This window comes from Sphingobacterium thalpophilum (assembly GCF_038396785.1).
Classification (GTDB): Bacteria; Bacteroidota; Bacteroidia; order Sphingobacteriales; family Sphingobacteriaceae; genus Sphingobacterium; species Sphingobacterium thalpophilum_A.
Window position 1 is genome coordinate 5,604,842 of sequence record NZ_CP151087.1, and the last position, 21,017, is coordinate 5,625,858.

The 21,017-nt window shown below is 37.9% G+C and carries 21 protein-coding genes and 1 riboswitch; of the genes, 5 read left to right on the forward strand and 16 right to left on the reverse strand.

The window, feature by feature from the left end; translation table 11 throughout:
- Positions 1-162 precede the first annotated feature (162 nt).
- A complete protein-coding gene (gene mgtE / locus AACH28_RS24795; RefSeq protein ID WP_341831812.1) occupies positions 163-1,479 on the forward strand; it encodes a magnesium transporter in 1,317 nt (438 codons plus the stop codon).
- Positions 1,480-1,702: 223 nt separating this feature from the next.
- Here the strand turns inward: mgtE and AACH28_RS24800 are convergent, their stop codons facing one another.
- From AACH28_RS24800 to ubiE, 6 genes are all read right to left on the reverse strand, one after another.
- Positions 1,703-2,941: a voltage-gated chloride channel family protein gene (locus AACH28_RS24800; protein ID WP_341831813.1), complete on the reverse strand. Its 1,239-nt coding sequence runs from the start codon at positions 2,939-2,941 to the stop codon at positions 1,703-1,705.
- A gap of 36 nt (positions 2,942-2,977) precedes the next feature.
- Positions 2,978-3,040: riboswitch (Fluoride riboswitch) on the reverse strand.
- 6 nt (positions 3,041-3,046) lie between these two features.
- A complete protein-coding gene (locus AACH28_RS24805) occupies positions 3,047-3,421 on the reverse strand; it encodes a DUF423 domain-containing protein (protein ID WP_341831814.1) in 375 nt (124 codons plus the stop codon).
- A gap of 11 nt (positions 3,422-3,432) precedes the next feature.
- Positions 3,433-3,885 (reverse strand): GNAT family N-acetyltransferase, encoded by a 453-nt coding sequence (locus tag AACH28_RS24810; RefSeq protein WP_341831815.1) that lies wholly within the window; start codon positions 3,883-3,885, stop codon positions 3,433-3,435.
- Positions 3,886-3,973: 88 nt separating this feature from the next.
- Positions 3,974-4,423, reverse strand: coding sequence for a GatB/YqeY domain-containing protein (locus AACH28_RS24815; RefSeq protein ID WP_120332659.1), 450 nt, complete (start codon positions 4,421-4,423; stop codon positions 3,974-3,976).
- A gap of 10 nt (positions 4,424-4,433) precedes the next feature.
- Entirely contained in the window at positions 4,434-5,195 is a 762-nt protein-coding gene (locus AACH28_RS24820) for an SDR family oxidoreductase (protein ID WP_075993324.1), read from the reverse strand.
- Positions 5,196-5,259: 64 nt separating this feature from the next.
- On the reverse strand, positions 5,260-6,000 hold the full coding sequence (gene ubiE / locus AACH28_RS24825) for a bifunctional demethylmenaquinone methyltransferase/2-methoxy-6-polyprenyl-1,4-benzoquinol methylase UbiE (protein ID WP_341831816.1): 741 nt from the start codon (positions 5,998-6,000) through the stop codon (positions 5,260-5,262).
- Between the two features lie 385 nt (positions 6,001-6,385).
- Between ubiE and dnaB the strand changes: the two genes are divergently transcribed.
- On the forward strand, positions 6,386-7,996 hold the full coding sequence (gene dnaB, locus AACH28_RS24830) for a replicative DNA helicase (protein ID WP_407073651.1): 1,611 nt from the start codon (positions 6,386-6,388) through the stop codon (positions 7,994-7,996).
- Positions 7,997-8,125: 129 nt separating this feature from the next.
- Here dnaB and AACH28_RS24835 read toward each other — a convergent pair whose 3' ends face one another.
- On the reverse strand, positions 8,126-9,019 hold the full coding sequence (locus tag AACH28_RS24835) for a DUF3078 domain-containing protein (protein WP_341831818.1): 894 nt from the start codon (positions 9,017-9,019) through the stop codon (positions 8,126-8,128).
- A gap of 476 nt (positions 9,020-9,495) precedes the next feature.
- Here AACH28_RS24835 and rlmH point away from each other — a divergent pair, with 476 nt between their 5' ends.
- Complete coding sequence (rlmH, locus tag AACH28_RS24840) at positions 9,496-9,969, forward strand: 23S rRNA (pseudouridine(1915)-N(3))-methyltransferase RlmH (protein WP_341831819.1); 474 nt, start codon at positions 9,496-9,498, stop codon at positions 9,967-9,969.
- A gap of 606 nt (positions 9,970-10,575) precedes the next feature.
- Here rlmH and AACH28_RS24845 read toward each other — a convergent pair.
- The 4 genes from AACH28_RS24845 to AACH28_RS24860 all read right to left on the reverse strand — a co-directional run bounded on the left by AACH28_RS24845 (position 10,576) and on the right by AACH28_RS24860 (position 14,593).
- Positions 10,576-11,829: a PQQ-dependent sugar dehydrogenase gene (locus AACH28_RS24845; RefSeq protein ID WP_341831820.1), complete on the reverse strand. Its 1,254-nt coding sequence runs from the start codon at positions 11,827-11,829 to the stop codon at positions 10,576-10,578.
- Between the two features lie 154 nt (positions 11,830-11,983).
- Complete coding sequence (locus tag AACH28_RS24850) at positions 11,984-12,229, reverse strand: hypothetical protein (protein ID WP_075993320.1); 246 nt, start codon at positions 12,227-12,229, stop codon at positions 11,984-11,986.
- Positions 12,230-12,299: 70 nt separating this feature from the next.
- Complete coding sequence (gene murI / locus AACH28_RS24855; protein WP_341831821.1) at positions 12,300-13,124, reverse strand: glutamate racemase; 825 nt, start codon at positions 13,122-13,124, stop codon at positions 12,300-12,302.
- A 53-nt stretch (positions 13,125-13,177) separates the two neighbouring features.
- Positions 13,178-14,593 carry a glycoside hydrolase family 125 protein gene (locus tag AACH28_RS24860; protein ID WP_341831822.1) on the reverse strand — a complete coding sequence of 472 codons (1,416 nt, stop codon included), beginning with the start codon at positions 14,591-14,593 and terminating at the stop codon, positions 13,178-13,180.
- A gap of 195 nt (positions 14,594-14,788) precedes the next feature.
- Between AACH28_RS24860 and AACH28_RS24865 the strand changes: the two genes are divergently transcribed.
- Both AACH28_RS24865 and aroQ read left to right on the forward strand, forming a co-directional pair.
- Positions 14,789-16,462, forward strand: coding sequence for a gliding motility protein RemB (locus tag AACH28_RS24865; protein ID WP_341831823.1), 1,674 nt, complete (start codon positions 14,789-14,791; stop codon positions 16,460-16,462).
- A 266-nt stretch (positions 16,463-16,728) separates the two neighbouring features.
- Positions 16,729-17,148, forward strand: coding sequence for a type II 3-dehydroquinate dehydratase (aroQ, locus tag AACH28_RS24870; RefSeq protein WP_120332948.1), 420 nt, complete (start codon positions 16,729-16,731; stop codon positions 17,146-17,148).
- An 89-nt stretch (positions 17,149-17,237) separates the two neighbouring features.
- Here the strand turns inward: aroQ and AACH28_RS24875 are convergent, their stop codons facing one another.
- Genes AACH28_RS24875 through AACH28_RS24895 form a run of 5 tightly spaced genes read right to left on the reverse strand, consistent with a single transcriptional unit; the run spans position 17,238 to position 20,938 of the window.
- On the reverse strand, positions 17,238-18,212 hold the full coding sequence (locus AACH28_RS24875) for a bifunctional riboflavin kinase/FAD synthetase (protein ID WP_341831824.1): 975 nt from the start codon (positions 18,210-18,212) through the stop codon (positions 17,238-17,240).
- A 55-nt stretch (positions 18,213-18,267) separates the two neighbouring features.
- Positions 18,268-18,990, reverse strand: coding sequence for a tRNA pseudouridine(55) synthase TruB (gene truB, locus AACH28_RS24880; RefSeq protein ID WP_336836004.1), 723 nt, complete (start codon positions 18,988-18,990; stop codon positions 18,268-18,270).
- Between the two features lie 9 nt (positions 18,991-18,999).
- Positions 19,000-19,794, reverse strand: a complete 795-nt coding sequence (locus AACH28_RS24885; protein ID WP_317665618.1) for an undecaprenyl-diphosphate phosphatase — start codon at positions 19,792-19,794, stop codon at positions 19,000-19,002.
- A gap of 22 nt (positions 19,795-19,816) precedes the next feature.
- Complete coding sequence (locus tag AACH28_RS24890; protein ID WP_341831825.1) at positions 19,817-20,056, reverse strand: DUF3098 domain-containing protein; 240 nt, start codon at positions 20,054-20,056, stop codon at positions 19,817-19,819.
- Between the two features lie 3 nt (positions 20,057-20,059).
- Positions 20,060-20,938: an ABC transporter permease gene (locus AACH28_RS24895; RefSeq protein WP_046674489.1), complete on the reverse strand. Its 879-nt coding sequence runs from the start codon at positions 20,936-20,938 to the stop codon at positions 20,060-20,062.
- Between the last annotated feature and the right edge of the window lie 79 nt (positions 20,939-21,017).

Consider the following 21,017-nt stretch of genomic DNA (forward strand, 5'->3'; position numbering starts at 1 on the left):
AAAGTTCATGGGCATATCAAGTCAAATGTGCTCTTCAATGTAGTAGTAGACGATTTTACGGAAGACTAGCAGCAATTCCCATTGGAAAAAATAGTTTTTCAGATTGTTGAAAATCATACAAAATAAGCTACTTTTGCGCTAAATCCATTAAATTTTCTTCCAATGGAACAAAATTCAGCATTACACCCAGCCGATATCGCGGAAGAAATATCGCGTTTAAGTAAAGGGGAGCAACATCAAGAGTTTATGGACTATCCTTTGGAGGATAGATTGGAGATCTTTTCTTTTTTTGAAATGGATGTCCAATATACGTTGATCAAATCCATGACGGAACATGAGCTGTCCGAATTGCTGAATAACCTGAAGCCGGATACGCGTAATGAACTGTTGTCGGAATTGCCGGATGATCTGATCAAATATCTGATCAATCTTTTGAATGAGCGCGAGAAGCAAATGGCTTTGGAGCTGATTGGTTATAAAGAGGACAGTATTGCCCGACTTATGACACCAATGTATGTGCAAGTTCGTCCTTATTATACCGTCGATGATGTTTTTCGGCATATCAAGGTGTTTGGAAGGAAGGCAGAAACGCTTAATTTTATTTATGTAGTTGATGAGAAAAACGTCTTGATCGATGACTTGAAAATTGGTCAATTACTACTATCGGATTCTTCTACCAAGATTTCCGACTTAATTGACTACAATTTTGCCGCGATTAAGGCTTCCACACCCATGGAAGAGGCATTCGAGATTTTTCAAAAGTACGATCGAAGTGCTTTACCTATCATTACTGAAGCAGGGGTATTGGTCGGAATTGTGACATTTGATGACGTGTTGGATCGAATTGAAGATCGGGATACAGAAGATATCCAGCGATTTGGGGGGATGGAAGAATTGGATCTGGCTTATACGAAAACTCCTTTGTTGCAATTGATCCAAAAAAGAGCCGGCTGGCTGATCATCTTGTTTTTTAGCGAAATGCTTACAGCCTCAGCAATGGGGTTTTTTGAAGGCGAATTGGAAAAGGCGGTTGTACTTGCCTTATTTGTTCCTTTAATTATATCCAGTGGAGGTAATTCGGGATCACAGGCGGCATCTTTAATTATTCGTGCCATGGCACTCGGTGAATTAAAGCTGAAAGATTGGTGGTACGTGATGAAGCGCGAAATTTCTTCTGGTTTAATCTTAGGTGGAATATTGGGTTCGATCGGATTCTTACGGATATTGGCTTGGCATTTTCTTGATCTGTATGACTATGGCCCTTATTGGATTTCAATTGGTTTTACGGTTGCTGTTTCCTTATTGTTTATTGTTTTATGGGGGACTTTGTCAGGATCGTTTATTCCATTTATTCTACGTCGGTTTGGATTGGATCCAGCGACCGCATCAGCGCCATTTGTAGCTACATTGGTGGATGTTTCAGGATTGATTATCTATTTTACTGTTGCAGCATTCTTTCTGCATGGAAAACTACTGTAGTTTGGATGATAAGATTTAATAAAAAGAGCTTAAAGCATACTGATGATTTAGGCTCTTTTTATCAAAAAATTTTTCTCATGTCTTTATTAAAGTCATCTGTCCATTCATTGTGGTCTGCACTCTTCTTCTTAGCATGTTTTTTTGCCCTATGCTGTTTTTATTTGAAGTAGTTCATAATGGAATACAAGGAGATAGACTGAGAAGCTGAAGCGCATTGTCTTGTTTATAAATTGAGTCTGCGGTATAATTTTTCCTTTAAACCGCCTTTTTGCGCAATATAAATTCCTTTTTTTCCGGAAAATAAAAAAGCGACTATACACGCTATTGTTATAAATAAAATAGGTTGAATCCCAAATAATTCATAACCCATTACAATACAGGCGAGCGGGGTGTTTGTAGCGCCTGAAAATACGGCTACAAAGCCCATGGCGGCCAGCAGGCTGACGGGAAGTGGAATAACGGTGCTTAATGCACTCCCTAAGGTTGCCCCGATAAAAAACAGCGGGGTGACTTCTCCGCCTTTAAATCCGGCAGAAAGGGTGAAAGTCGTTAAAAGTAATTTGATGATAAAGTCATAATAATTCGACTGATCGACAAATGCGTTCTGAATCATCGGGATACCAAGTCCAATATAGTTGCTGCTATGGAATAACCTAATGATAAGTACCAAAATAATACCGCCAATTACCGGTCTAAGCAGAGGATATTTAATTCGTTTGAATTGAAGGCTAAAGAAATCGCTGGTAAATGTAAAAAGCCATGCTGTAACACCGAATAGAATGCCTGCGGAGAGGCTAAATCCAATATTGGTCAAAGACAGCATTGGAATAACATCATGAATTGGATAATGAGTGTGTGGAATATTCCATAATTGACAGCTGAAGTTCGCAAAATAGGCGGTAAATAAACAGGGCAGGATACCGAAATATCTTTTTTTGCCAATCAGTAGGACTTCCAGACCAAATATTGTTCCGGCGAGTGGGGTGCCAAAAACAGCGGCAAAGCCTGCAGTGATGCCAATTGAAATTAAGATACGGCGTTCAGTTTTATCGAAGTCAAACCAGCGATTGAGCTGATCGGAAACTGCTCCACCTATCTGCACGGCAGTTCCTTCACGGCCTGCCGAACCTCCAAACAGATGTGTAAGTAAAGTTCCGAATAGGACAAGAGGCGCCATGATAAGCGGAATACGGCGTTGGGGATGCAGGTATTCTTCAATCAGCAGATTATTTCCTTTGCTTGATGGATTGCCCCAATACTTATAGGACAATGCAATGGCAAATCCCGCTAGGGGGAGTCCATAAATTATCCAAGGATGAGCTTCTCGGTACTGCGTTACCCAATTGAGGGAAAAGAGAAAAAATGCACAAATAGATCCTACGATGAAACCTATCGCACTACAGGAGATAAGCCATTTAAGAAAAAAATGAAGATTGCTTTGATTTGAATGTGTTATAGCCATAAGTCTACACTTTATATAAAATTGTCGTTTTATACTAAAATAGTAGACGTCATCAGCTTATTAGGGCGGTTCAGGGCAGACATCATTGCCATATTTATTTCAAATCTACAAAAAGCGAATGATTATAGCAACCCAACCTGCGATCATAAGTAATCCGCCGAGCGGGGTAATTGGGCCAAGAAACTTTAAATTCTTTTTCCAGTATTCGGCAAACGATAGAAAATATATACTCACCGAGAATAAAAGAGTTCCTAATGTGATCAGATAAAATGCAATTCGTTCAGACGGAAGATCAAAGGAGAAATTAAATCCTAAAATCAATAGTGTAAGAGCAGCATACATTTGATATCGAACGCCGACCTCAAAGGATTCCAGTTTTTCAGCTGATAGGATTTTTTTTAATGCATGGGCTCCAAATGCACCTAAGATAATAGCGAGGCCGCCAAATAGGGCGGCTGTGATGATGACAACGTTTTGCATGCCTAAATTTACTAAATTGCGGGTTTAATCATATCAATATGAAGGATTCCATAATCAGGGTAGGGCTCGGAAATTTGCTCAAAGCCTAATTTTTCATAAAAGGATTTTAAATGAAATTGCGCACCTATCTGTATCTCGCCTTCACCAAATTCTTTGTAGAGCGATTCGATGGAATGAATCATTAATTGTTGACTCAGGCCGGTTCCGCGCGCTTCCTCGGCAACGATAACCCGACCAATGGAAGCTTGTGGGTAGGAAAGGCTCGGAGGAACTAATCTCGTGTATGCTATAATACGATCATCTTGTTCTATCCACAGATGCAGACAAGCAAAATCTTTATCGTCCAATTCAGGATATAAACATTCCTGCTCCAAAACAAAAACTTCCATGCGAAGCTTTAAAATACGATATAATTCTTTCGTGTTGAGTTCGTCAAAACTCTTTAGGTTCCACTGAAAAGCCATAATTGAAATAAAAATAGAGCCAAATTATACAATCGATAGGGTTGGAAAGACATACCCAATTTAATTTGACTCTATTGATTTGAGCGTTTTATGCGAGTAGACTTTTAACAACTTCAGAGATGGTTTTCCCATCTGCTTGTCCAGCAAGCTTTTGATTTGTGGCGCCCATTACTTTACCCATATCCTTAATGGAAGAAGCTCCTGTTTCGGCGATAATTGCTTTGACAATCGTTTCAACTTCTTCCTTGCTTAACTGTTTTGGTAGATAAGCTTCAATAACTTTTTCTTCCTCAACTTCAATTTCATAAAGATCTTCCCGGTTTTGAGTCTTATAAATTTCCGCAGATTCGCGACGTTGTTTTACAAGTTTTTGTAAAACTTTAATCTCCGCCTCCTGATTAAGGTCTTCGGCATGACCTTTTTCTGTCTTTGCTAAGAGTATAGCTGCCTTAATTGCACGTAAGCCACGTAATTTTGCCGTGTCTTTTGCGATCATTGCGGCCTTAATGTCTTGATTTATTTGTATTTCTAATGACATGATAATTAAATTATTTTCGATTGACAATTGCGCCTGTCGCTTGTGCTGTAGGCATTATTAATAGATCGTTTATATTAACATGTGCAGGTCTGGTAATGACGAAAAGGATCGTTTCGGCAATATCTTTCCCTGTCAGAGGTTGTACACCATTGTAAACATTTTTAGCTCTTTCCCGGTCTCCATGGAAACGAACTTCCGAAAACTCTGTCTCCACCATTCCGGGGTCGATAGATGTTACTTTAATGCCCTGAGTTAGTAAATCAATGCGCATAGCTTTAGTTAAAGCATCAACAGCATGTTTGGTAGCACAGTACACATTTCCATTCGGATAAACCTCTTTCCCTGCAATAGATCCTAAATTAACAATATGGGCGCCGTTTTCGGTATCCATAAGTGGTATCACAGATTTACTCACATACAGTAAACCTTTGATATTGGTATCAATCATTCTGTCCCAATCTCCGATATCACCATCTTGAATAGGATCCAATCCTTGACTCAAACCAGCATTGTTGATGAGAACATTTATTTTTTTCCATGCTGGAGGCAAGCCCTCAATTTGATTCGCAACTTGTTCTGCATCGCGAACATCAAGCTCAAAAATATGGATCTGAATAGTAGGGTAGGCCGCTAACAATGCATCTTTTAATGCCTCTAAACGGTTTAACCTGCGCGCGCAAAGTAAAAGATTGTAACCCTCTTTCGCTAAAACTTCGGCACAAGCCTGACCAATTCCTGAACTTGCTCCTGTAATAAAAACTGTTTTAGTCATATAAAGTAACTCGTTGATATTAAAAATTAATCCGATTTGATTCAAAACCAGATCTTAGCTGGCACTACTTTGTAGCAATATAGATGGTACAGATACCAAATGTTTGCGGTCTAACAATAGTTTCATGAAAACCTGCTTTTTTGTTTATGGCAACGAACTTTTGTCCATCTGGAAATTGAGCAACAGATTCTGGTAGGTATTCATATGCATTGGAATCTTTTGAAAAGAATTTTCCAATGGTTGGTGTAATAAACTTGAAATAAAAATTATAAAGCTGTTTAATGGGAAATTTTTTCGGATTCGAAAATTCTAAAATAACAGCTTTCCCACCAGGTTTTAATACGCGGTATATGTCTGATAGGCCTTTCTCCAAGTTTTCAAAATTACGGACACCAAATGCTACGGTAACAGCGTCGAACGTATTATCTTCAAATTGAAGCCTCTCTGAGTCTCCTAACGCTACCTCAAATTGATTCGCTAATCCCTTGCTTGCAATTTTTTTCTTAGCGACTTCAAGCATTCCTTGGGAAATATCGACACCAATAATCTTTTTTGGATTCAAGATTTTAATTGATTCCAATGCAAAATCACCAGTTCCTGTCGCTACATCCAACATCAGTTGCGGTTTTATGGACTTTAAGGCATTGATGGCTTTTTTGCGCCATATAATGTCAATACCCAAAGACATGAAATGGTTTAAAAAATCATAGGAATGGGAGATGTTGTCAAACATATCTGCCACCTGTTTCTTCTTCCCATCGTTGGTATCTTTATAGGGTTTTAATGTTGAGGAGTCGTGCGTCATAGTTACAAAGATACAATATATGAATATTTTTTAGTGCTAAAAAAGGGATTTGTTTTCATCTTAAAGTCAGTTTGTATTGATGATAGTGGAGCGTATTGATTTGCTTTTTACCATTTTGCTTATTCACAATGGCTTAAGTTATTAACATTTTTTAATGTGTTGATTTTAAGTGGAAATTTTTTATTTTCAACATCTTTTCAACAGTAAGTGTTGAAAACTCACTATGTAAATCTGTGTCCTTCAAAGCTTTTTGAGGTTTCGGGTGTGATCGTTGAATTTCGCTGTGTGTAACTCCGCATGGTGGTGAATTTTATTTTTTATACATTTGTTATCCTATCTAAAATTTATACGGATAGCAAAGCTATATTTCTGATATAATATCATGATGAACGACAGTAATTTTGAGGCGAATAACACGGATAATAACAAACGGAGTAATTATGGCGAACGTCGTACCAAATTAAATAATTTGGTGAGTGGTTTGGGTAAACTTCCGCCGCAGGCAGTGGATCTTGAAGAGGCTGTTTTGGGAGCTTTGATGCTTGAAAAGAATGCGCTGAGTGAAATTATTGATATTTTAAAACCAGAATCGTTCTATAAGGAATCACATCAAAAGATCTTTGAAGCGATTTTTGGCCTTTTTCAAAAGACTTCTCCAATTGATATATTAACCGTTACCTCGGAACTTAGACGGATGGGGGCTCTTGAAATGGTTGGCGGTGCTTATTATATTACGCAATTGACAGATCGCGTGGTTTCGGCAGCTAATATTGAGTATCATGCACGTATTATTTCACAGAAATATATTCAGCGTGAGCTGATTAAAGTTTCTACTGAAATTATTAATAGCTCATACGATGAAACGTCAGATATCTTCGATCTGTTGGATCATGCCGAAAAAAGTTTGTTTGATATCGCGCAGAATAACTTGCGGAGAGATTCAAGAAAGATGGACGATATTATGCGTGAGGCGATCTCTAATCTTGAGATGCTGCGTGACCGCACAGATGGTCTGACAGGTGTGCCTTCGGGTTTGACTGCCTTGGATCGTATGACTTCAGGTTGGCAGCCTTCTGATCTGGTTATTATTGCAGCACGTCCAGCGATGGGAAAGACGGCATTCGTACTTTCCGTTGCACGTAATGCTGCAGTGGAACACGGAAAAGCAGTTGCCGTATTCTCGCTGGAGATGTCATCTGTTCAGCTTGTCAATCGTCTAATCGCTGGTGAAACGGAAATTGAGCAAGAGAAATTGAAAAAAGGAAATCTTGCTGATCATGAATGGCAACAATTACATTCGAGAATTGGTCGTTTAACCGATGCGCCTATTATTATTGATGATACGCCGGCGTTGAACGTGTTCGAATTTAGAGCTAAATGTAGGCGCTTAAAGGCACAATACGATATCCAAATGGTTATTGTAGATTACTTGCAGTTAATGCATGGAAAAGCTGAAGGTAAAGGTGGGGGGAACCGTGAACAAGAGATCGGTAGTATTTCCCGTGCTTTGAAATCTGTAGCTAAGGAGCTAAACATCCCCGTGCTGGCATTATCGCAGCTGAGTCGTGCTGTAGAGTCAAGACCGGGAAATAGTAAGCGTCCTATGTTGTCCGATTTACGGGAGTCTGGTTCCATTGAGCAGGATGCGGATATGGTTCTTTTCTTATATAGACCCGAATATTATGGTTTGACAGAAGATGAAGAGGGACGTCCTACTGCCGGTGTCGGTGAAGTTATTATTGCAAAACACCGTAATGGTGAGACCGGAATTGTTCCCCTTCGCTTTGTGGGTAAATTTGTGAAGTTTGTGGATTTAGAAGATGAGTTTTCGGGTATGGGTGGTGGAGATGGATTCGGTGATGCGCCGGCTACATTTTCTGCTTCTGCATTAAATCCGTCGCCAAACTTTGCTGATGATTTTAGTGCTGGGGGCTTCAGTGGGGGTATTACGATGCCATCCCGCATGAACGACATGCCTGATGATGCGCCATTTTAGTGATTAATTTTACATAAGTATTCCTAAATAATAGAAAAAACCGAATGATTTAAATTCGGTTTTTTCGTTTATGACGCCTTCGTAATCTAAGTTGCTTATGTGGGCTTGTTCCTGCTATTTTATTTACCTTTAAAATTTGTATGTCACGCCTGCACCGACAATTTGCCTAATTTGTAGGGCAGAATTTCTCTTTCCAACTTCAACATTATCTTTAATAATCGGAATAGCTGTATTGTAATCGTAGATCATCTGCACACCAGCGTTTACTGTAATAAACTTGTTTACCTTCATAAAAAGATTGGCCGTATAGTCAATATCTACATTTTGAGGTTTATCTAGATAGTTTGAATAGAGTTTTAGTATATTTTCAAATGAAATGTTCTCCATTAAATTTACTTTATAATAAGCATCAAATGATGCGCCGAATTCAGTGCGGGACTTGCTGTTCGGATTTAGTCCATATCGTGTGGAAAGGAGCGTATCACTTACGAATACAAAGCGCACAGCCGCAGGCGAAAGATTAAATCTGAGGTTGTCCGATCGTTTGTACGCAAAACCCGGACCGAAGCTCAGGTATGCCGGAGCTAAAAACCTGGATATCCTTTTTTTGGGTGAAGCTGTGTAGTCATAACCATCGGCAAATTGTGTGTTAAAGTTTAGAAAGAAGGTATAAAGCCAATATTGAGATGCCTGATGTCCCAACAAGCTATTTAAAACTAATCGGTCATCATTTTTGCGCCAGTCCGACTCTTTTTGAAAGGTTAGCCCATAAGCCGCAAGGACCTTGTTGTCCCATGACCATTTGCCTTTCTTGTAATTGAAGTCGTAATTAAGAGTTAGGTTGCCGGAGAAAGAATTCACCCCACCTGCAGCCCAATTAGAAAATGAACTTTGGTTGATCAGAAAGGTGTTTTCTCCTTTGATAATCCAGGTTTTTGTACTGTCTACCGCGGTTGTCTGAGTGTAGGTTTCATGTGCTAATAAGCCAAGAGCAATAAGAATGATTGATTTTATTATTTTCATGTGTGTACTTAATTTGTTTGCATTTCCAAATTATTGTAATCCAAATGAGCACGTACAGCTTTCCATCTTATTAGACAACTAACGCAGTGGTTTTATAGCTGCGTATTGGATTTGTGGAAATATATTTCGTTCCTATCGTTATCTACAACAAGTTTGATCTGATCGATGCGCTTAAAACGAGGTCATTATCCATTTTCAACGTGATGTTTTAAGCGTGTACGAGAAAATAAATGTTTTATAACTAAACGAATAAATGAGGTTAATGTTTTTTTGTCCTTTTGATTGTGTTTATTTTAAATAAAATCAGAACTTTGCTCAATTGTATGTATGCGCTATTTATTAGCGTAGCAGCTATTGGATAAAAGTTTATGAGCAGCTTTTGACAATACCCGGAAACAAGAACAAAGCCATTATTTTGGATCAAGAAAACCGGCTTCTATTGTGCTATTCATAACAAAAACTTATAAAATGTTTAGATGAAGATAACGCTACTTTGTATAGGTAAGACAGATGATAAGTACCTGATTGAGGGTATTGACAAGTATATTAAACGGTTAAAGTTTTATGTAAATTTTAGTATTGTGGTCATTCCAGATATCAAAAATGTCAAGAATCTTTCTGCTGAGCAGCAGAAAGATAAGGAGGCTCTGCTGATTTTGAAACAATTACAGCCTCAAGATTTAGTCGTTTTGCTGGATGAATATGGAAAAGAGTTTCGTTCCTTGGAGTTTTCTGCTTATCTGGAAAAAATGATGGTACAAAGTGTTCAGCATATGGTATTTATTATTGGTGGTCCCTATGGGTTTGACCAAAAAATTTATGATCGGGCGAAGTCAAAAATTTCGTTGTCCAAGATGACATTTTCGCATCAAATGATTCGTTTGTTTTTTACAGAGCAGCTCTATCGTGCTTTTTCTATCATGAAAGGGGAGCCTTATCATCACGAATAATATGGAAAAAAGTCCGTAACTTCATCATGAATAAAAACAAGCTTATGAATTTGCCCAACAAACGAGATTATCACTATAAAAGTGACGAAGGAGAGAAAAATAGCCAATTGAATAAATACATTATGATTGCTTGTATTATAATCGTAATCGCATTGGCCTATTTTTTCGCATAGCTTAATGCCCTTCCATACGGATCTAGTAAAAGAAATAAATCTCTTACTTAATATCCGTATGGAGGATATCAGCAGATGATTTTAATAAATTTTAATTGAATTGTTTAAGCAAGAACGCTTAATTTTTGGGAGAAGGTTGGCAGGTTTTGCGCGTTCTTTTTGGGACAGTGTTGTTTACGAATCCCCAATTGGTCATGTAGAATGACAAGGGATTAATTTCTAATAGTTTTTTCATTTTTTCTTTTTTTACCATATAATAATTTATTGATTCGCTAATAAGTGATCAATAATCGAGCCAAACTAGAGTGGTTGTCATGTTCGAAAAGAAATATAGCAAATAAGGTCGATAAAAAATAATTGAAAGTGTGTTTTTTAGGGCTAGGTCAACATAAAACGCAGCCCATTTGAGAGGGGCTGCGTCGAATCGAAGTATTTATTTTTTATCAATTTTATATAATTTTCCGATATCTGTGATAGCGTACAGCGCGCCATCTTTGCCCTGCGTGATATCTCTAAATCGTTGCCCTTCACTACCTAGGAGGCGTTCTTCTCCAACCACCTTGTTATCCTTTAGTATAATTCTGGCAATGTGCATGCTGCTTAAACCGCAAATAAAGAGATTATTCTTCCATTCTGGAATATTCTGTCCGGTATAGAATATAATTCCACTAGGCGAGAGAACAGGATCCCAATAATAGACGGGTTGTTCCAGACCGTCTTTTTGTTGTATGCCCTCACCAACCTTATCTCCTTTATATTCTATACCGTACGTAATCGTTGGCCATCCATAATTCTTGCCAGCTTCAATTCTGTTCAACTCGTCGCCGCCCCGTGGACCAAATTCGGTTTCCCAAAGATCCCCAGTTTCAGGATGTAAGGCAAGTCCCTGTGGATTACGATGTCCATAACTGTAAATTTCCGGACGTGCATTTGCCTTGCCTATAAATGGATTCCCAGGAGCAGGCTGTCCATCAGTGGTGATACGTAGGATCTTGCCCAATGCTGCATTCAGATCTTGTGCCAATGGTCGTGTGACCAAATCAGATCTTTCACCCGTACTCAAAATGATATTGCCTTCTTTATCAAAGATAATTCGTCCACCATAATGCAGATTCCCTTTATGAGCAGGAGTAGCTTGGTAGATAACTTTAGCACCTTCTATCGATTTCTCGTCTACTGACAGTTTTCCTTTCGCAACAGCTGTCAAAGTTCCAGCAGCGGTATTATCAGAGAAAACCCAATATATCATACGGTTTGACTCGAATTTTGGATCAAGACGCAATCCCAAAAGCCCACCTTGTCCACTGCTATTGACTTGAGGTAAACCTTTAATTGGTTCACTTAATTTACCGTCTGCCGTTGCAATGCGAAAATCACCTTCTTTTTCTGAGATTAATAATCGACCATCGGGTAGCGCAGTGATACCCCAAGGAGATTTTAATCCCTCGGCAATTACTTTACCTTCGAATGGCGTGCTCGTCTTTGCACCTTTAATTCTGGTTTGTCCAGCAAATGCTGGTTTATAATTTGTGTTTGCCTTTTGTGTTTCTACGGGAGGATAACTTGTTGTATCAGTTGCAGAATTTGCACTGCTATCCGAACTTGAATTTGAATTTGCATGGTTGGAATTACATGCAGTTAATCCTAAAGATACTGTTAAGAGGCTTATTGTCAGTTTGGTTTTCATTATCTGTGACTTGTTTTTGGTCTGATTATCTGCTTGAAGATATTAAAAATTAATGAAATATTATTTTTCAGAATGTAATAATATAAATATATAACTCATACTAATAAGAAAGGGGAATGCTAGCCAGCTAATTTGTCTTTAAGTATTATAGGAGTTATTTTCCCGCCAGGCAGTTTCTTACGATTCGGTGGAGCTCAATATCGTTGTTTATATAATAATCACTTATATCTAGAATAGTGTTTGTATTTAAATTGTAAATACACACGGGAACGTAGTTGGGTTGTGCGGAGGTCTCGAAAGTCTTAAAATAATCTGCACTTTCCTGTATGTTTGAAAACTCTTTGGATTCGCAATGCTGTGTATCCTGATTATAAGCAATGGTTATAAAGTTCTTTTTCATTTTACTCGTCTTTTATCAGAATAACGAAAATTGGGAAGTAAAAGTTTTAAAAATTATTGCCCTTTATTTTTTAAACACTGATATGGCTTGCGGCTATCGGCTGTCCAAAAAATATTTTTGCTTTGTTTTCAAAGTCCCTTGGATCATCTGTTGTATAAAAGGCCAGTTGGCCATTTTGAGAACAAATTGTTTCAATTTCCCGGTGTCTATCAAGATATTCTTTTAAGCTATTGGCAACAATAGGTCCCTGGGAGATGATATTTATATTACTTGGTGTATATTTTTGGATTACGGGTAGCAATAAAGGATAATGGGTGCAGGCAAGTACAATGGTGTCGATCTGATCGGATTGCTGTAAAAGCTCCCGTAAATCTTTTTCTACAAAGTAATGTGCGCCTTCTGTATTGATTTCATTGTTTTCGACTAAAGGAACCCAAAAAGGGCAGTCGTGCTGATAAACCTCAATTTCTGGATTGAATTTGTGTATTTCTATTTTATAGGATTCAGATTTTACCGTTCCTGTAGTGGCTAAAATACCGATCTTGTTAGTTTTCGTAAAATTGTGTACGATTTCTGTAGTGGGTCTGATGACGCCAAGGACTTTCTTTCCAGGGGGAAGATCATGTTGTTGAATAGTCCTTAATGCTTTTGCAGAAGCTGTATTACATGCGAGAATAACGAGATTGCAGCCCAGGTCAAATAATTTAAAAACACATTGTTTGGTGTAGTTATAAACGGTCTCAAAGGATCTTGTACCGTATGGAACACGGGCATTATCGCCTAAATAGATATAATCGTATTGAGGTAAAAGTTGTTGAATTTCCTTGAATACGGAGAGTCCTCCATAACCGGAATCAAAAATGCCTATCGGACCTGATTTTGATAAATTATCCATAACACAATGTTATAAGTTCTTTCACTTACAACATTGTGTTATAAGTTTCAGATTTATTGAAGCAAAGATGGTTTCTCTTTGTATATTTTCCAAATTAATTCGCCAAATAATGTATTTGTCCAAGCAAACCAATGTCTTGTAAATTTTTTAGGATCGTTTTTATGAAAAGACTCATGCATAAATCCGGTTCCACCATGTGTATTGACCAGTGTTTTAATACAATTGCGAATCTCATCATCATTTGTTGAGGTCTGCGCCCGCATAATAATGGACATCGGCCAGATCATATCTCTTCCTATGTGAGGTCCACCAATGCCTTCTGCTGCTGTTCCCTTAAAAAAGAAGGGATTTTTATCAGACAAAACAAAGTTACGCGTACGTTGGTAAACTTCGTTATTTAGATCTACAGCCCCTAAATATGGTAGGGCCAACAAACTAGGGATATTTGCATCATCCATCATAAGATGGCTCGAAAAACCGTCTACCTCAAAAGCATATATCCGGCCCAGTGTCGGGTGGTCGATGATACCATATTTATTGACTGCTGCTTCGACCTCATTGGCAAGCGCTTCCATTTTTGCAGCGAGTTCGTGTTCATTTTTAACTTTTTTCAAAATTTCGGCAGACTGTCTAAGGCTAACAATCGCAAATAAGTTGGATGGAATCAAAAATGAGAAGATTGTAGAATCGTCCGACGGTCGAAAACTAGAGCAGATCAAACCAACTGGATTTACAGGATATCCGTAGCCATCTACTTGTAATGTGTCGGATCCTCTGGAGGTTGTTCGCTCAAATTTATATGGGCCTAGGCTATCTTTACGTTGTTGCTCAACGAAAGTCTGATATATTTTATGTTGTGCTTCTAACCATTCTTCATTAAATGGACTGCTGTCATTTGTTTCTTTCCAATAATGATAAGCTAATCGAATTGGATAACACAATGAATCGATTTCCCATTTTCGTTCATGAATTCCAGGTTTCATGTTTGTGTGATCACTGAACCATTCGCCTTTTTTTGTTGGATCGTTATAAAATGCATTGGCATAGGGATCAATATTGATACATTTACTCTGTTTTTGGATTAAGCCAACAATAAGATCCTGCAGTTTTTTGTCTTTTTTCATAAAGGGCAGGTATGGCCATACCTGCGCACTGCTGTCACGCAACCACATGGCATCAATATCCCCTGTAATCACATAGGTATAATTTCTTCCGTTTTGGACATAGGGAAATACGGTAGTATCTAGGGTATTAGGAAAGCAGTTGTTAAATAACCAAGCCAGTTCCTTATTTTTAACATTTTTCTGAAATTCTACAATTGCATCTTCGATTACCTTGCTCGAGAAAAGTCTTTTCTCTTTACCTGTCCGAACAGTAGGAAAAGAATGTTCCTGAGCAAATGAAAATTTGCTTGTAAGTGCACCTGCGGTTAACAAGGTTGCGTTTTGGATAAATGTTCTGCGTTTCATGCTTATTAGGGCTATTTTTTATGATTTAAGGTTATTTACTGAAATGCAAGATATAAATATTTTTGAATAAAAGGAACAGCAAATACGATTTAGCATGATAAAATTGACTGAACATATGAATAAAGTCAATTTTATTCGGTTAATTTGCGTTTAGGAATGCATTTTGCTAGAAAAAATAATCTTTGAAATAATTTTATGAGGCTTAATATAACAAAAAATAATAATTTACTCCGAATCGTGCTGGCAGGCATGGGAGTAGGTATTTCCTGCGGAGGTTTTGCCCAGATTAAGAGTCAGCCCTATTCGTATCATTTTTATCAAAAAATGAACGATGCGGTTTATTCTACTGAAACGAGAATGCATACTTCTGCTAAACCATTCGTCATAAAAGACTCTTTATTGTTAGCTAAGTTTGATTCAATCCAATCTAATAAACCCGTTTCTTCGTCTAATTGGTTCATGCGCAAGATCTTTAACGAACATCTTGTGCAGGTTGAAAAAGACGATTACACATTCTATGCTGATTTTCTACCGGATCTTTATATTGGAAAGGACATGCAGGGCGACAAGCGCCGAACATGGATGAACAGTAGAGGATTTCAATTGGGGTTGAACGTAGGAAATAAATTTACATTTAATACTTCCGCATTTGAAAGTCAAGCGGTATTTCCCAAATACCTAGATGATTATATTGTTACCAATAAAGTTGTGCCGGGGCAGGCAAATACAAAATTTCGATCCAACAATAAAATGGACTGGATGTATGCGACAGCTAGTATGACTTATGACGCCCATAAGTATATCCAGGCAACTTTGGCTTACGACAAAAACTTTATCGGGGATGGCTATCGATCGATGCTTCTTTCTGATTTTTCATCGAATTATGCTCATCTGAAATTGACGGGAACAATTGGAAATGTCCAATATACTTCGATTTGGGCCTATATGAACGATCCAACGCATCCTAGACAGGATTTGACAGGTACATATCCTATGGAGGGTGATGTGAACAAGCGTTTGGGTGATGGTAAAAAATGGGGTGCGTTCCAATATTTGGACTGGAATGTGACCAATAGATTATCAGTAGGTTTTTTCCAATCCGTTGTTTGGGCTGCTCAGGACGATGCAGGTAAAAGAGGTTTTGATTTTAGTTATATTAGTCCAATTATCTTTATCAGACCTATTGAAAATAATAATACTACTTCGCCGGATAAGATGTTTTTGGGGTTGACTTCTAAATACAAGCTTCCATATCGATTGACTGCATACGGTCAGTTCTTATTGGGTGAATTTACTGCAAAAGAGTTCTTTGCTGGAAATGGATATGCGCACAACAAATGGGGAGCACAACTAGGTGTAAGGGGATATGATGTGTTTGGTGTGAAGAATCTAAATTTTCTTGCCGAGTATAATACAGCAAGACCATATACTTACGCGCACTTTAAATCGTATTCAAACTATAGCAATAACGCCGAACCATTAGCACATCCGAAAGGTGCGAATTTTAGGGAGCTTGTTGGAATTGTGAACTATGCCTGGGATAGATGGGACTTTTCGTTACAGGGCATGTTTACCCAAAATGGGTTGGATCTACCTGACGGAAGTAATATGGGCGGTAATATCTTCCAGTCTTATAGCACTATACCAAATTTATATGGAAACCATATTGCACAGGGAATAAAGAATAATATCTATTATGCAGATGCTAAGGCTGCCTATGTGCTTAACCCCAAGTATAACCTTCGCTTAGAACTTGGTTATACCCAACGTTACGCAAAAGCACAATATGAAACACCGGTAGTCAATAAGTCCGGCGTTGTTTCATTTGGTCTTCGCTCAAGTTTCCGGGCAATTTATAACGATTTATAGAAATTATATAAATCGAACTATATTTGAAATAGGACAAACTATATTGATTCGACTATAGGATCAATATAGTTTGTTTTTAAAACCATGTCTCAGGAAAAATGGACAACATAGGGGAGAAAGCTTTGATACAGTCAACATAAAATATCCGATGGTTGACGATCCCTTATTATGATTTATCACGGCTTAAAAACGATCTATTTAAACAGAAAATGGTATGGGTTCGCTCCGGTTAGCCAATGGACCAGTACAAAAATAATTATATTTCAATGAAAAAAATCCTCATACTGAATGGCCCAAATTTGAATTTGTTGGGTGTAAGAGAGAAATCGATTTATGGTAGCCAGGACTTCCTTAGCTACTTTGAAGAGCTTAAACAACAGTTTGAAATGGTACAATTGCACTATTTTCAAAGCAATTCAGAAGGAGGGTTAATCGATAAGATCCACGAAGTTGGTTTTGAATTTGATGGAATTGTGTTGAATGCTGGAGCGTATACGCATACATCGGTTGCTATTGGAGATGCAATTGCGGCTGTTACTACACCTGTTATTGAAGTTCACATAAGCAATGTCCATCAAAGAGAGGAATTTCGCCATCATTCGTTCTTGGCAAAGAATTGTAAAGGGGTGATCTGTGGTTTTGGCCTGGATAGCTACAGATTGGGTATCGAGGCTTTTATTAAATAATATCTTCTTTTGCAAGGAAGAGAAAAAATAGCTATAAAATAAAAAAGCGGGAATTCCCGCTTTTTTATTTTATAGCTAACAGACTTGTTCTAACCAATAAGACTTCTGATTTCGACTTCGTCTGCTTTGATCTGAGCTTTCATTTCTTCAAGCGAGTCAAACCGTTCATCTTGTCGGATAAAATGAAGGAACTTGACACGTAGTGTCTTGCCGTAAATATCCTGATCGAAATCGAATAGGCTGATTTCAATAGCACGATTCATCCCATCAACAGTGGGTCTGGTGCCTATATAACCCATACCTTTCGCAATTGAAACCGGACTTTCCTCTTTATACTCCCCTGTAGTGATGTTTTGGATATGATTATAGATATATACCTCAACAGCATAAATACCATAGGCTGGTATGAGTTTATGAGGTTCGTGAACCTGCAGGTTTGCTGTTGGAAATCCGATTGTACGCCCAATTTGGTCGCCTCTAATAACAGTTCCCGTTAATTCGAAAGGATAGCCTAAATAGAGATTAGCCGTTCTTATATCGCCCTTTATAAGCGCTTCACGTACTCGTGTGGAGGATACTGCAATATCGTTGATATCCTGCTCCGGAATTTCGTCAACACTGTAGTCAAATATAGATGCAAATTGCTCTAAATCGCCCATAGTACCCTTTCGGTCTTTTCCAAAATGGTGATCATAACCTATCACAATTTTTTTTGTACCCAATTTGCCTACAAGAACATTACTAATATATTCTTCCGGAGTCTGATTTGAAAAATCACGGGAAAAAGGAATGATAATTAAGTGGTCAATTCCCACTTTGCTTAATTGACTGACCTTTTCTTCGATATCGTTGATTAGGCGTAAACTATCATCATCTGGATTGATAATCAATCGTGGATGTGGGAAAAAAGTAAGCAAAATTGTCTCACCATTAATTTTATGAGCTGCTTCCTTTAAGTGAGCCAATATTTTTTGATGGCCAATATGAACACCATCGAAAGTACCGATGGTTACAACTGCATTTTCAACTGGTGAGAAATCATCTAAACTTCTGTAGATTTTCATTTATAGGAGTTTTTGCAAAAATAAGATAAAGAATCAATAAAATGGGAGGGTAAAGTTATTTAATGATTTCTTTATGACGTTTTATTTCAGCGATAAGTTGTTCAAGATTCCAGGCATTTTCTACCGAATAATCTCCACTTTTGGTGCGTCTCAAAGAACTCAGATGTGATCCACTCTGTAAGAATTTTCCAAAGTCATAGGCCAGTGATCTAATGTAAGTTCCTTTCGAGCAGGATATACGAAAATACACGTTGGGGAGCTCGATCTTTTCAATGAGAAAGCTATTGATGCGTACCTGGCGGGATTTTATTTCAACCTCTTCGCCACGACGGGCCTTTTCATAGACACGTTCACCATTAATTTTTATGGCCGAATGGGCTGGGGGAAATTGCTGAATATCGCCTTCAAAGGATTTTGCTGCTTCGAAGATCATTTCCTCTGTGATGTGATCAATTGAAAAGGTTTGGTCAATTTCTGTTTCCAGATCGTAAGAAGGCGTTGTCGCTCCTAATGTGATCGAACCTGTATATTCTTTGTCTTCAGCTTGGTAGCTGTCTATTTTCTTTGTTAGTTTTCCGGTACATACAATCAGTAGACCTGTTGCCAGAGGATCTAAAGTGCCTGCGTGACCGACTTTTAATTTTAATGGCTTGATTGAGTTTCTAACTTTACCAACAACGTCAAAACTTGTCCATGTTAAAGGTTTATCGATCAACAACATTTCTCCTTCAGCAAAGTTGAACTTTGCTGGGTTTTCACTAACCTCTATATTTTCCATCCGAAGATTTTAGATAATTTGTAAACTATGGCCCGAAAGTAGGAGGGCAAGAATAATAACACCAACGATGATTCGGTACCAACCAAATGCTTTAAAACCATATTTGGTCAAAAAGCCAATAAAAGACTTAATGGCTACAATTGCAACAACGAAACCAATTAGATTTCCAATAATAAGCAAATTAAGTTCTTCTCCTGTGAAGGTGTTACCTTCTTTAAAAAACTTTAAAAGCTTTACTGCAGAAGCACCAAACATCATAGGCAAAGCAAGGAAAAAGGAAAATTCCGCAGCAGCTTTACGGGTTAGTTTCTCGGCCATACCGCCAATAATTGTACTTGCAGATCTTGAGGTACCCGGGATTAATGCAAGACATTGATATACCCCGATCATAAAAGCTTGTTTGTAGGAAACCTTGTCCGAATCTTCAACAGTTGGTTTGTTAAACCACTTGTCGACAAAAAGTAAAACTACACCCCCGATCACCAACATAACCGCGACCATTAAGGGACTTTCTAATAATGCATCGATATAATCATTGAATAGCAAGCCCAACACAGAGGCCGGAATCGCCGCAATAACCAATTTGTAATAAAATGAAAGCGTTTTAAAAAAACGTTTGTAGTATAATACCAGAACGGATAATATGGTGCCTAACTGGATCACAATTGTAAACAATTTGACAAATGCTGATGGCTGAATACCCATTAAGGCAGTAGCAATGATCATATGACCTGTCGAAGACACAGGCAAAAACTCCGTTAATCCTTCAATGATAGCAAGGATGATAGCTTCAATAATAGACATCTGTTTGAAATAAGATTATGCTTTAGTTGGATTTGTTTTTGGGGCGGTATAGTATTGCAGCGAATCCTAACGCAAACCCGAGAACAACAACAATAGGAGCCAAGGTAATCTTGGTAAAACTATAGATATCAGTTTCACCGGACATCAATGTAAAGCCTATGATTACAACAGCCAAGCTAGCTATGAACAGTTGGTAGTTTACTTTGGAGAATACAAATGAACCTTTTTTGACTGATTCAGTAGATTTCTTTATGTGAGCCATTTTTTATCTGTATAAATCGTTAGATTGTGCCTTTAAATATTTTGTTACAGCGAAGTAGGTGCTAAGTCCCGAAATGAGAATTCCAATCAAGATTACGCCTAAAAAGATCACCGCAAATTCGAACCAGTTGCGTAAAAAGACCAGTTCTGGTATTTGCTGCTGTGCAAATTTCAGCGTTAAAATAAGGAGTAAAATCGCAATCAAAGATCCCAGTAAACCATGAATGATGCCATACGTTATAAATGGTTTACGAATAAAGTTTTTAGTAGCCCCAATCAACTGCATACTTTTGATTAAGAAACGTTGTGAATAGATCGCAAGACGTATCGTATTGTTGATTAAAGCTACGGCGATAATCAATAGGATGACCGCAAAAGCAAGAACAATCATTCCGATGATGCGTACGTTTTTGTTGACCATGTCAATTAATGACTCTTGGTATACAACTTCTTTAATTTTATTGTTTTTGGAGATCTTTTCAATAAAAGTTTTAATGCTATCTGTATTGGCATAATTCTCTTTCATGTAAACATCCAAAGAAGGTAGAAGTGGGTTATGTCCCAAATATTGTACGAAATCTTCACCAAGATCTTCTTTCAAGTTTTTTGCAGCCAATTCCTTACTAATATATTCGGTGCGAAGCACGTAGGGATCTTTTTCCAGGTCTTTTTGTAGAGAAAGGACATCACCTTCACTTGTGCCATCATTTACGATGACATTTAAGACGATATTTTCCTTAACGTATTTCGAAAGATTTTTAGCGTGCACCAAGAGTAATCCCAACATACCTGTTACCAACAACACGAGAGCGATACTGATAACCGTAGATACATATACAGATTTTGTTTTTCTTTTTTGTGTGCTTAATTCGTATTCTGACATAATAAGCAAAAATTTATTTGCGAAAGTAACTATTTGAGTGGAAGATTTCGAATTAATCTTGTAATTACTTTGATAAAAA